The organism is Paenibacillus lupini (genome assembly GCF_011761355.1).
In the GTDB taxonomy this organism is placed as follows: Bacteria; Bacillota; Bacilli; order Paenibacillales; family Paenibacillaceae; genus Pristimantibacillus; species Pristimantibacillus lupini.
Window position 1 is genome coordinate 567,250 of record NZ_JAASRW010000004.1, and the last position, 13,795, is coordinate 581,044.

A 13,795-nucleotide genomic window follows, 5' to 3' on the forward strand; every position below is an offset into this window, starting at 1 on the left:
ACTTGTTGCGCATTGATAGCGCTTTCAAATTTAAAGGAGGATTTTGATGAAACGATTATCCGTGCAAGATCTTAGGAAATCATCATTAAAAGTGATGCTCATTGTAAGCTTGCTATTGAGTACGTTCTTTGGGAATAGTCCAAGCAGAGTAAGTGCGGACCCAGCCCCCGCTTCGGCGAGTGTACCAACGAATCCCTATCCGAGTCCTGCGGTGGATAGTGCGCTAACCAAGCATGACCTGACCTATGCCCCAAGCCCGCTGGACAATCCGTTAAAAGGTTTTGCCCCGTTCTATCCGTGGGAAACGGAGACTTCATTCCCCCACAGCTTGGAATGGTATTATATCCCGCTGAAAGCGGTAATGAATGGCCCAGATTCCTATACCTTTGATGCTGGTCTTGAGCCAGCGCTAAATGCCATTGCGGCAAGAGGAAATCAGGCGGCGATTAGAGTCTATCTGGAGTATCCGGGTAAAGAGGATGCTATACCGGCGTTTATTCACGACAGTGGTGTTGCTATGCGTCATAACGATACCTTTAACCAGGACGAACCTGATTATGACGATCCGTTAATGGTAACGTATTTGACAAACTTTATTAAAGCTTTTGGTGCAAAGTATGACGGAGACCCGCGTATTGGATTTATTCATATGGGTCTCGTTGGTTTATGGGGGGAGTGGCATACTTACCCTTATGATGAGGATGATGCAGACGGGCTGCCGAACTACATGCCAAGTGCAGATACAATCGAAGAACTTTTCACCGCATATGATACGGCTTTCGATCAAACGAAGTTAGAGGTCCGATATCCAGGCCTGCCTGGCGCATCGGAATACAATATGGGCTATCACGACGACTCCTTCGGATATAAGGAAGGTGATCCGCTGCAAAGCGTAACGCAGCCTGAGAGTATGGGCGGAGCCTATTATTCGTTCTTAACCAAGATGCTGGAATCTGGTTCGGAGAACAAATGGATAACGGAATCGGTTGGCGGTGAAGTGCGGCCAGAAATTCAGAGCAATTTCTTTACTGGCGGCGCTAATGTGGATGATGCCATGGATGATATTGAACTGACTCATGCGACGTGGATGATTAACCAGGGTGGTATCAGCAACTATGATGCTAACAATGCAGTCGTTGCCGCGGGCGTGAGAAAGATGGGCTACGACTTGAATGTGAAGAGCTCCTACTATAATGACGTTGTTCAAGGTGACCCGCTTAAGGTTGGCGTAACCATTCAGAATAATGGTGTTGCACCTTTCTCTTATCCTTGGAAAGTAGAGCTGGGAGTTAAGAGTGCATCGGGTAAGCTTGTTAAGCAGTGGGATACAACATGGGATATGACCAAAATTATGCCTTCGGAGATCAGAACGTACCCCGAATGGAATGTATCTGGCGATCCGAAATATGTCCCATTTGGTGAACCCTATTATTTCGATACAACAATTGCTGAACCAGACTTGAATGATGGTTACTACTATTTAGTGATGAAGGTCGTTAATCCGTTAGAGGCTATTAGCAATAAGGCGAAAAAGGTAGGATTTGCGAATACGGATCAAGACAGTGCAGGTTGGCTGAATTTGGGGCCAGTACGGGTAGGAGATTGCACTTCACCTTGTTCGGAGCCTCCAACTTCACCGCCGGCGCCGCCAAAGCGCTTACTCGTAGATGATTATGACGGTACGCCAGCCTGGTCTGGAGAGACTGCAAATGATTTGAACCAATGGACCGGATCTAGCAATTTTGCCAATGGGAATGGCGCTGGTGTTGTTGAGAATGGCGCATTAACGCTGCAATATAAGAATATGTCACGTATGGAGACCAATATCGGACGAAACCTTGCAGATACAAGCAAACTGGTTATCCGGGTGAAAGGAGCCGCCGGAGGCGAAGAGAATCAGGTCAATGTCAGTATTGGTGGTAAGACGAAAACACTCGCACAATTCAGTGGGGATACGATAACAACAAGCTATAAAGATATCGTAATCGACTTGCCTGCTAAAGAAGTAGATTTATCACAAACGATCTGGAGCATTGCGATCTCACAAGCTGCTTGGGATACTACCGGTACAATCTATATAGATGAAATCTACTTTACAGACAAGTATGAATCAGATACGGATCCTGGTACGGATCCCGGCACTGATCCAGGCACCAATCCTGGTTCAGGTTCTGGTTCTGACAAACCGGGGCTCATAGACGATTTCGAATCCTATGCAGATAACGCTGCTCTTGGGCAAGCATGGACGGAAGCATGGTCAGACAAACCTGGCTCCGTTACAAGAGCACTTGGAGAGTCGAGCGGAAGCAAGGGCTTAAAGCTTTCGACTGCAATTGCTGATTCGGAGTGGTCGAATATCATTCATTCCATTCCTACAGAGAAGAAAGACTGGTCCAAGTATGACGGGTTAAGCTTCTGGGTGGACAATACAACAAACGATAATAAGGATTTCAGCTTAAATGTCGCACTTCAAACCCCTGTTGCGAAAGGCGAGTTTGGGCTGAAAGAAGGCGGGTCGGCCTTAACGATCTCATCTGATGGAAGCTGGCACCCTGCAGCATTTAATGGAAGCTCGCTTAATGTTCCTGCAGGTTTCAAGGGTGTCGTGAAGATTGCTTGGGATCAATTTGTTCAATCCGCATGGCAGTGCGACGGTGTTCAGGCAGACTGCGCAGCCGCGCTTGATCCAAGCGAAGTAACCGGACTTCAGTTCGGATACCCGCCAGCGGGCTATAGTCATAACGTCATCACCATAGATGACATCATGCTCTATCGGGCAGATAAAATATTGGATGATTTTGAATCGTATGCAGATGATGCAGCTTTGCAAAATATCTGGAAGATAGACTGGGAATCCGGAGAGCCGTCTACGCTTCGTACGATTGACCATGTGAATGTCTCGAATGGCAGTCAAGCAATGAAGTTTTCTGTTTCTCCTCCTCCGGGCAAAACGACATCCGATTGGGTAAACATCAAACGTGCAGCCTTTAACCAGGCGGATTCAGATTGGTCTGCTTTTGACGGACTCACCTTCTGGGTCAACAATACGTCGCCAAGCAGCAAAGCAATGGACCTGAACATTTCGCTTGTAACTGATGCGCCAAAAGGCGAGTTTTCTTTAAAACAAGGAGGAACCGTACAGTTCTATCAAGCTGCTGAGGGCTGGGTATCAACCACTCTTGGTGGAGGCTCCCTATCCATCGCTGCAGGTTACAAAGGAATGGTTCGAATTCCTTGGAGCTCATTCATCCAATCGTCATGGCAAGGCTGCGACGCTTGTGACGCTGTGTTCAACTCTAGCAAAGTGCTTCAAATTCAATTCGGCTTTGGTCCAAAAAACCAATCTGACAATGTTCTCAGCATTGACCAGATTAGCCTCTATGCGTTAGCCGGCAGAACCAGCGGATCAGGGGGAGGTTCAACAACAGAGCCTGTTGACCACCCGGCACCGCCAGCTTGGGCAACATCTGCAGGAACGGATGCGCTTGCTTATCAAAGTGCACCTGTAGACAATCCGCTCAAGGGCTTCCTTCCTTTCTATGATGCAGCGGAGGAATCTTATTTCACGGAGGGCGATGATTGGAGAGACCAGCCAACACAGCTGCCTTATAGCATGGAGTTCTTCTATCTGCCGCTTAATAAGCTGATGAACAACCTGAATGACTTTAATTGGACGGAGCTGGACAAACGGCTTGATGCTGTAGCATCCAGAGGTAATCATGCCGTATTTAGGGTCTATCTGGACTATCCGAATAAGCCTTCAGGTATACCGCAATTCCTGTTAGATGAAGGGCTGGAGACGTATACCTATTCGGAATACAACAATGGTAAGGATGCCACGAGTCTAGCGCCTAATTATAATGATGAACATTTGATGGAAGCTTTGGACAATTTCATCGAGGCGCTTGGAGCACGTTATGACGGCGATCCTCGTATCGGATCTTTGATGATCGGATTGATCGGCTTCTGGGGTGAATGGCATACGTACCCTTATGACGGGAATATCAAATCACCAAACTTAATGCCAACCGACGTCAATCTGAAGCGGGTTCTTACCGACATGGATAATGCATTCAACGAAACACAGCTCGTATTGCGTTACCCGATGGATAACAGTACCCTCAAAACCAAAGATTTCGATGTTGGTTATCATGATGATTCCTTTGCGTTCCAGACACTCCCGCCAAGTCTTGGAGGGCAAGGCTGGCACTTCTGGGGAAGAGTTAACGATGCTGGGGTAACGGATTTCTGGAAAACAAACAGCATGGGCGGAGAGATGAGACCGGAAATTCAGGTGAAGATGTGGGACAATGATCCGCCAGTGTACAATGAACCATCGACACCTATCGAGGGTGCCCAAGGTGAAGATTACTACACAAGTCTAGATTTGACTCATGCATCCTGGTTAATTGCACAAGGAATATTCCAAACTCCACTGGAGTCTGCGGCACTAGCAAGAGCTACAGAAGGATCACGCAGCATGGGCTATGAATATTATGTGCCCGCAACCTATCTGGACGCATCGGATGGAAGCTTGAAGGTAGGAGTAGAACTTGAAAATAAAGGAGTAGCACCGTTCTACTACAACTGGAAGGTAGAGCTTGCTGCGCAATCAGAAGATGGCATTGTGAAAATATGGGAACCAGAATGGGATCTGAAGGATGTTCTTCCTAATACGAATGGATTCGATAACAACAAGCTGTTTGAATCCACTATTAATCCGGAGTTAAGTAATGGAAGCTATCAAATATTGATGCGTTACGTGAATCCACTAGAGCAGATCAATGCAGACGCGAAGAAATTCCGTTTCGCTAATGCGGAGCAGAATAGTGATGGATGGCTGAATCTGGGTCGTGTAGACGTATCGAATAGTGATGCCGCGGCACCAGTAAGGGTTACGGGTTTAACGGCGAATACGTCAAACCAAATTCAATTGACTCCAGACTCCAGTGCCCAAATTAGTGTGACAGTAGCACCTGCAGAAGCTAGCAATAAAAGAGTAGTATGGTCTTCGAGAAACACGAAGGTCGCCTATGTATCTGCTACTGGCTTAGTCAAGGCTGTTGGCGTTGGCAGCACCGTTATTACGGCTAGGTCTTCTGACGGTAATCTGGAACAGCAATTCCAGGTGACGGTTGCGTCTGGTTCAACTTCGAACCCGTCCACTGGCGGCACATCTTCTGAGCCAGCTTCAGTGTTTACGGAGAACGGAATCAAGCTGGGACAAAATGCGGTAACCATTATTCCATCAACAAATGGTGTAATTGAAGCAACTATTGATTCGAAGAAGCTTCTGGATGCGTTCCAAGCTCTTCACAACAAACCAACTAGTGTTAAGTCAAATTCGGTGATTATCGAATTGAAAAACAATGGTGGAAGCGTGAAGGTCAACATTCCGTCATCAGCGCTTGTAGATGCAGGGTTAGACGCATCAATCCTAGTACAGACGGATTTTGGCAGCTACAAGGTTCCTGTCCAATCGTTAGGCCTCACAGCTTTAGCACAAAAGCTAGGCGTGAGTACTGGAGATATGACGATAAGTATTGTCATCGACAAAGTTGCAGGCAAGACGGCGGATCTATTGACTGAACAGGCTGGTAAAGAAGGGCTGAACTTACTTACGCCTGCTCTGGATTACAAAATCTTTGCTCAAGCAAAAGGACAGTCAATCGAGATAACCAACTTCGGCAGCACTTACCTCGAGAGAACAGTTATTGTGCCGGGAACTCTTGAACAAGCGAACACGACTGCACTTCTATTCGACCCGGCTGCAGGGACATTTACGTTTGTTCCATCGGTCCTTCAAGATAACGGGGGGCATACCGAAGTTGTCATTAAACGAAATGGGAATAGCATTTATGCAGTGGTGTCTAGCGCGGATGGCAAAACGTTCGCTGACCTTGATGGCCATTGGGCCCAATCAGATATCGAACTGTTGGCTGCCAAGCGGATTATAAACGGTGAAGCACCTAATCGCTTCTCACCGGACAAATCAATTACTCGTGCAGAGTTCACGGCTATACTTGTTCGTTCCCTTGGACTCCGTGTTCCTAATAAGGCCGCCACTTTTAGTGACGTAGCCAAAGGTGACTGGTTCACAGATGTGATTGCAACAGCGGTTGATGCGGGAATCGTTAACGGCTATACGGATGGTTCATTCAAACCAAATGAACAAGTCACCCGTGAACAAATGGCTGTTATGCTAGCTAGAGCGCTGAGCTATGTGAACAAATCCGTCGAAGTAAATGGAAATGCTCTTGAGAAATATACGGATAAAGTTTCCATTAGTGCATGGGCTAAACCTGCCATTGATGAATTACTCACTTCTCAAATTATGAAAGGGAAATCAGACACGACAATCGATCCTGCTGCGTTTGCAAGTCGAGCGGAAGCAGCTGTTATGATCAAACGGTTCTTGCAGTTCGTACAATTTATAAACTAAATTTTTGAAGTGAATAAGGAGCACATGACGTTAGTAATCATGTGCTCCTGTTCTATGATGGTAAGCGTATTCGCCTTAATAGAATTAGTGTAGACTAGCATTGAGACTCTATGGTGAAGGGGAAGCATTATAAGATGAAGCCTGCTGCTGTAATTGGTAGTGTTGCGATACTATTCTTATTTCTTGTGTACATCTTATTCAACCATTCTAATAGCCCAGGCCAATCACGTTCGCAAGGATCCCCTAATACTGATCTAGCGAATAACAAAGTGGAGGGCGCGCCAGAATCATTTGTGACGCTAAAAATGATTATGCCTGGCGACCAGTCCTCGCGTATGGGTGACTTCGTTGAGAATGAATTAAACGAGCGATTGAAGAAAGATTTGAATATGAATCTTGAATTGACGTATATCCCATGGTCGAATTACCAGCAAAAGCTGGAGCTCGCCTTATCAACGGGAGAAGATTACGATTTGTTCTGGTACGGTGCACCATTTGTCTCTGTCTACTCCACGAAAGGTTATATTCAACCGTTAGATGAGCTTCTTGACCAATATGGTCAGGATCTGATTCAACATATCCCCGATGAAAACTTCAAGCAGAACCGGATTGACGGGAAGCTTTGGGCGATACCGTCTCAAGCCTTTACGTCCGCCGGGAAATTCTCTTCTGTTATGGTCCGCCAGGATTTGCTGGAGAAGGTTGGCATGACAGACATTAAGACGATCTCAGATTTAGAACAGTTTTACCAAAGCATGCATGCGATAGATCCAAGTTATTACGGTTATTTGGAAACCGATCGCGGTCATGAATTGTTGTGGCGTGAATTAACAGATCGCAACTATTCTTCGTTGGATGAGCGAATGTTATTTATGGTGGATGAGGATTCTGGAGAGATGTTAAGCTACGTGGAATCTGATTTATTCAAAAAAGTAGCTCAATTACGTGAGTCATGGGTGAATAAAGGGATTATTGATAAGAATCTAGTAGGTAATCCAGCAGCGAAGATCGACCAGGAGAATGCCGGTAAGCTTCTTTTCCGTGTAGGTGCGGTCTCTAGAGCCATGGAAAATCTGCAAACAGCACGGAATGCCGATCCAAATGCAAGACTCCGTGAGTATTATCTTGCAACGGCGAAACCCAAGTATATTACGACCCCAAGCAATGAAGCCTTTATGATTACCTCCGCATCAAAAAATCCTGAACGCGCGATGATGTTTATGAATTGGATTTTGCATAGCAAAGAAAATTACAATTTTATTATTTATGGGGTAGAAGGCAAGGATTATGAGCTGGAGAACGGTAAAATTAAGCAATTGACCAATGATCAGCTTATGTACGAATGGATGTGGCGGAACAAGGACTATTTTATCGCGCCCGCTAGTGTAGAGGACGACATTATCGATGATATGCTGAAGAACGACGAGAACTCTCGCATTTCCAAACTATTTGGCTTTCATTTCAACGAGGCCCCCGTCAAGAATGAAATCGCGCAAGTCATGGCGGTCTATAAAGAGAAATTCGAGCCGATCAATTTTGGACTGGCCAGTTACAATCAATATTATGAAGATGCCCTCGCAGCCCTTAAGAAGGCGGGCTTTGACATTGTTTTTGCCGAATTGAAAAAGCAATTCTCTGAATTTAAGCTCCAGGCCCGAAGTGGAGAGGATAATCCATCATGAGCAGATTCAATATATTCACCAAATTGATAGCTACTTTGTTAATTTTACTTATCCCAATCCTACTCCTATTTGCTGTGTCGAATCGCACAAGTACGGATGTATTAACGGACGAGATTATTAAGGTAAAGCGATATCAGATTGAAACGTTCGCGAATCAATTGGATCAGTTGTTTTTCCGGTTGGATACCTATAAGAAAATGTTGTACGAAAGTACGGATGTACGAAATTTAGCTTATCCTGATTTGCTGGACGATGTCTTAGGTAAATATAGAATCAATCGAACCGTATCTGAAGAAATTAATAGGCTTGCCGGTTATGGGGATTGGAAAGCCGTGATCGCTGTTGTTTATCCGAAGACCCAAATCGTCATCAAAAGCAGCTCCAGCTTGAATGCGCTCCCCAAAGAGCTTCCCGCACAAGATACTTTTTGGCAATACTACTCCGATGCTAACGAGGATTATTTCATGGAGATATTGTCCTATCCTGAGAACTCAGCGGAGTTTGGTGAGGCACATATGAGAGTCGTTCTGAAATTTGGTATAGCATCACTAAGAAGCGCCTTATCTGAATTTAAAGCCAATGGTTCGGGAGATCCGTTCCTGTACCATCCAAGTGCAGAACCTATTTATAATTATTCAGTTAATGTGAAGCAAATTGACGAGTTTTTACCACGGCTTAAGGAGATCGATCCCTCGAAAGAAAGTGGATACCTGTTACTGAAATCCGATAAAACGAAGTTTCAGGTTCATTATCAAAAGCTGGAATCATTAGATTGGTACCTTGTTGATTACGTACCCATCAGCCATATCATGGCGCCTATTAGTCGGAACCAGACCATGTTTTATGTTATAAGCGGTATGCTTCTGTTTATGGGGGCTTATCTTGCTTTTGTTATGTACCGTAATATTCAGATTCCATTCCGGAAGATGATTCGGAACATGAATTTGATCGAAAAAGGGATTTATTCCGTCAGAATGACAGACAAGCCCAAAGGGGAGTATCGGTTTCTTTATGAGCGTTTTAACTCCATGGCTTCAAAAATAGAAGAACTGATCGTCGATGTATATAAAGAACAGCTTCGATCGAAGGATGCAACGCTGAAGCAGCTGCAATCGCAGATCAACCCGCATTTTCTATACAACACGCTTGCTTATATTAAAAGTATGATTGAGCTCAATGAAAACAAAGCCGCCATTTCGATGACCATGAATTTAAGCAAATATTATCGCTATACAACAAAGACAGGGAACAAGATGGTGCGGTTACGAGAAGAACTGGACTTGATCCATTTCTATTTGGAAATCCATTGTATGCTTAGAGATGACTTTGAATTTCATATCGAGATCGAGCCGCAGATGGAGGATCTTGAAGTACCGCGATTGATTGTACAGCCGCTTGTTGAGAATGTGATTATTCATTCGTTCAATAATCAACAAGGTTACGGAATGATTCAAATCAGGTGCTGGAGTGAAGATGGAATGAATCATGTAGCCGTTGAGGACACGGGTACTGGAATTGATTATTCCGTAATCGAGTCTATCCGCAAGAAGATCTATTCGAGCAGCGAAGAAATAGAATCCGGGCTGAAAAATGTTCATCAACGTCTACGACTAATGTACGGCAGCGATTCAGGCTTACAGCTTAGTCAATCCCATTTAGGTGGACTTAGCGTCCAATTAAGCTGGAGCAGTAAGGAAAGCTGATTCTGATGCTTTCGAAGTAAGAATCATCACACACAGCTTAAATTAAGCTGTAAAGGTGACAATTCTTTTTAGGGGGAATAAGCAGCATGTATGAAATATTAATTGTGGATGATCACACCCACTTGGTTGATAGTCTAGCGATTGGGCTTCCGTGGGAGCAAATGGGGATTTCCAATGTCTATAAGGCCTATTCCGGTGAAGAGGCACTCGAGCTGCTGAATTACCGCTCCGTTGATATTGTGGTGACGGATATCCATATGAACGGGATGACTGGACTCGAGTTGATTGCCAGAATAAACGAGAAATGGAAAAACACAAAGGCTGTTATTATAACGGGCTATGATGAATTTCAATATGCGAGAGAAGCCCTTCAACAGCAAGTATGCGATTATCTGCTCAAGCCGGTATCAAACGAGGAATTGGAACAAACCCTTCGAAATATTATCGATCGGATTACAGAAGAGGGAAATGAGCTGCTCAATCAACAAAAATTTGTTTATCGCTTCCGAGAGAGCTTGCCCAAATTAAGAGAAATGTTCTTATTTGATTTGATAGCAGGCAAAAATTATCCCCTATCTGATTTGAAGAATAAGATCCAGTTATATGGTCTTCCCTTTTCTGTTGACAAGGAGGCTATCCTCTTATGTATGAGAGTAGAGGAGGATTATTCGAATACGGATCTTTATAGTCTCTCTTTGATCGAATATGCCATGTTTAACATCGTAGAAGAAGTTTTCACGAACAAGTTTAATGTGATGTATTGTAAAGATTCACATGATTATTTGATTTTCCTGGTTCAAGCCAATCAAATAGAACAAGCGGACAAAGCTAGTATAGAAGATTTGGCGAGGCTCTCCCAACATCAAATCAAATTATATTTAAAGTCGAAGGTTTCTATTGTGCTTAGCAATTGGGGAGGATTCCCGAAGGACATCATGCCCATGTACCACTCTGCATTATCGATCTATACCGATTACATAGGCTATCAGACGGAAAGCTTTTTTCATGCGACGCAAGAAAAAGAAGTTTTTGAAATCCAGCCGCTTGCGGAGCTTTATCGTTCCCATACTTTTATGGAGTTAATTGATTTCGAACAGTGGACGGCATTTGAGACTAAGCTGAACCGGATATTTGATGAGCTTGAAGGTGCAGGCAGCGGAGCCCGTGAATACGGGGTTGAAATCTACGTTACCTTGCTGCAAGCCTACTCCTATTATTTGCACAAGAAAGGTAAACGGATCTTTGATGTGTTTGGAAGAGATATTGAGAAGATGTTGAAAATTGATGCCAGCTGGAGTGTGGAGCCGTTAAAAGAATGGGCGTTTAGCAGTTATGTCCAAATCAAAGCTTACAGCGACAGACGTTCGGACAATATTCGATCAGACTTGATGGAACGGATTCGCCGATTTATACAAGAGAATATTATAGATATCACCCTTCAAACGGTAGCCGATCATGTCAATCTGCATCCCGTATATGTATCTAACCTATTTAAACAGGAAACAGGAGAGAATTTTTCAAACTATGTGCTGCGCCTGCGAATGGAGAAAGCGGTTCAACTGTTGAATCACAAGGATTTGAGGATCAGTCAAATTGCTCATGAAGTCGGCTATCAGAAGCCGCAGTATTTCATTAAGCTGTTTAAAACGCAATATGGGATGACGCCGCAAGAGTTTAAGAACAGTCTATGAGGAGGACTTATGGCAGGAGGGTTATGACGCTGATTGACTAACGGTATTGGAGAACACCTAACCAAAGGCAGATGTTCTCCAATTGTCTAGGGCTTTCCATTGGTCTCGCTTTAGTTTAGTGTGCTTCCTAATGGACTCACCGTTTATTTACTCTGAAATAGCGATTTCGTTTTGGGTAGGTTTTTTGCGAATGCTCACTAGCTCGAAGGCTTCTTTAGGAATCCCAAGTTCTAGGGCCTTGTTCTTCTTAATTACCATGGCCTGCTGTAAGCTTGTGGCTTGAAATTCAATTGTAGTGCCAGCTGTATCTTCGAATGAATAGTAGTTCTTCTTATTTGACATTAACTAAACGCCTCTCCTTTACTCATATGATGCTGCACTTCGTTGTTATTCTCGCAATAAACCCAACTCATTATTCGCTTCTTATTTATAAATAAACAAAAAATAAAACAGCAGCAGTTAGGCTTTTACCCATGACTGCTGTAGTTTTATTTTTAAAATCTAACAGTTATTACTTCAACACAACCGATAGTCCCGTGAAAATAACACCAAGTGCATAAGCGCCGGCATCAGGATAACCGATGCTGCGTTCACCAACCGTGCCGGCGCGGCCCATACGGGCAACGATCGTCTCGGTTTGTTTGGCACCTTCAACAGAAGCCTCAGCAGCTGCAATACCGGCAGCCTTCAGCTCTGTTCCAGCTACAGAAGCCGACTTCCAGCTTTCCGTATAAGGAATCAGCGCGTCGATCAAAGTCTTATCGCCTACTACAGCGCCGCGGCCAAACGATCTTTCGCCTGTTGCTTGAATGCCCTTCACAACAGCGTCGAGCAGTTCTGCAACCTCTGCAACCGAAAGCTCTGTTTTGCCTTCAGCATATTTGCCGCCTGCACGGAAAGCCGAGCCCCAGATTGGACCGGATGCGCCGCCGCAATGCTCCATTATGATAAGAGAGCAGGCATGCAGGAAGCCGCCGATATCTTGCGATTCATCAATAATATCGTTCCATTCTGCTTTCAGCTGCTTGAAGCCTTTAGCTACACTCATGCCAAAGTCACCGTCGCCGGCATGGGAATCCAGCTCACAGAAAGGCACTTCGTTCTCGACAATGATCTCGCTCATCTTATCGATGAGATAAATCATATTGTTGAGCGACAGCTTATTGTTTTGTACTACCGCATACTCTTCGCTTGTCTCTACACGGTAAGACACCGATTTACCCACTTGTTCTGGCTCTTCCAACGCCACATAGGACACGGGCTCGGAATTATCTTCGCCGCGTACAAGGAAAGCAGGCGTATCACATTCTGCATTCAGGAGCTGCTTCAGCTGCTCGTCCAGCTTCATAATGGAGAGTGATGCTCCAGCCATATCGATACTAGTCATGTAATTACCGACAAATACTTTATTTACGGCAAAGCCTTTCGCATGCAATTCACGCATTACAGCGTTATTCAAGAGGTAGAGCTCTTGAAGTGGAGTGCCGCCAAAGCCGTTAACAAGTACGGCAATTTCCTCTGCAGCATTGTCTTTCAAGCTCAGACTCGCTAATAGTTCAGACACCATACGATTTGCCAGCTCGTTTGCGGAAATACGCTTTTCTCTACGGATACCTGGCTCACCGTGGATGCCAACGCCATACTCCATTTCATCCTCGCCGATCGAGAACGTTGGAGTGCCCTTGGCAGGAACCGTACAGGAGGTAAAAGCAAATCCAATGCTTCTGACATTAGTAATCGCATTTTCAGCAGCTGCCTTCACCTGCTCCAAAGTCATGCCTGCTTCCGCTGCTGCACCTGCAATCTTATGAACGAGTACGGTCCCAGCAACACCGCGGCGTCCAACTGTATACAGGCTGTCCTCAACCGCAATATCGTCATCCACTTTGACATAGTCGACCCGGATGCCATCTTCCGCTGCAAGGTTAGCGGCATTTTTGAAATTCATCATATCGCCGCTGTAGTTCTTAATAATAAGAAGTGTACCTTGTTCGCTCGCTGTAGACCTGATTGCTTGGTACACCTGAATTTGAGATGGAGAAGCAAATACGTCGCCGCATACGGCAGCATCAAGCATACCTTTGCCGATAAAGCCGGCATGAGCGGGTTCATGTCCGCTGCCGCCGCCGCTGATCAACGTCACTTTGGATGTATTAATGTCCTGCTTTTTAATCACTTTATATTTAGAGACAAATTCCAAACCCGGATGTGCCATGACAAAACCGTTGCACATTTCTCTTACAAGCGTCTCCGGTTGATTCATGATTTTTTTCATGT

Annotated in this window: 6 protein-coding genes; 4 read left to right on the forward strand and 2 right to left on the reverse strand. The window is 44.8% G+C overall.

Annotation, left to right across the window (positions count from 1 at the left end):
• Nucleotides 1–46 precede the first annotated feature (46 nt).
• The 4 genes from FHS17_RS15945 to FHS17_RS15960 all read left to right on the forward strand — a co-directional run bounded on the left by FHS17_RS15945 (nucleotide 47) and on the right by FHS17_RS15960 (nucleotide 11,518).
• Nucleotides 47–6,442, forward strand: a complete 6,396-nt coding sequence (locus tag FHS17_RS15945; RefSeq protein ID WP_167279387.1) for an S-layer homology domain-containing protein — start codon at nucleotides 47–49, stop codon at nucleotides 6,440–6,442.
• Nucleotides 6,443–6,576: 134 nt separating this feature from the next.
• Nucleotides 6,577–8,124 carry an ABC transporter substrate-binding protein gene (locus FHS17_RS15950; RefSeq protein ID WP_167279388.1) on the forward strand — a complete coding sequence of 516 codons (1,548 nt, stop codon included), beginning with the start codon at nucleotides 6,577–6,579 and terminating at the stop codon, nucleotides 8,122–8,124.
• Nucleotides 8,121–9,827: a sensor histidine kinase gene (locus tag FHS17_RS15955; protein WP_167279389.1), complete on the forward strand. Its 1,707-nt coding sequence runs from the start codon at nucleotides 8,121–8,123 to the stop codon at nucleotides 9,825–9,827. The genes FHS17_RS15950 and FHS17_RS15955 overlap by 4 nt, the downstream gene beginning before the upstream one ends.
• Before the next feature lie 86 nt (nucleotides 9,828–9,913).
• The gene (locus FHS17_RS15960; RefSeq protein WP_167279390.1) at nucleotides 9,914–11,518 is read left to right on the forward strand and encodes a response regulator transcription factor; all 1,605 of its coding nucleotides are present in this window, start codon (nucleotides 9,914–9,916) and stop codon (nucleotides 11,516–11,518) included.
• 147 nt (nucleotides 11,519–11,665) lie between these two features.
• On the opposite strand, the gene FHS17_RS15965 is transcribed toward FHS17_RS15960, so the two are convergent.
• Both FHS17_RS15965 and dhaK read right to left on the reverse strand, forming a co-directional pair.
• Complete coding sequence (locus FHS17_RS15965) at nucleotides 11,666–11,860, reverse strand: hypothetical protein (RefSeq protein ID WP_167279391.1); 195 nt, start codon at nucleotides 11,858–11,860, stop codon at nucleotides 11,666–11,668.
• A 169-nt stretch (nucleotides 11,861–12,029) separates the two neighbouring features.
• Nucleotides 12,030–13,793: a dihydroxyacetone kinase subunit DhaK gene (dhaK, locus tag FHS17_RS15970; protein ID WP_167279392.1), complete on the reverse strand. Its 1,764-nt coding sequence runs from the start codon at nucleotides 13,791–13,793 to the stop codon at nucleotides 12,030–12,032.
• Nucleotides 13,794–13,795: the final 2 nt, after the last annotated feature.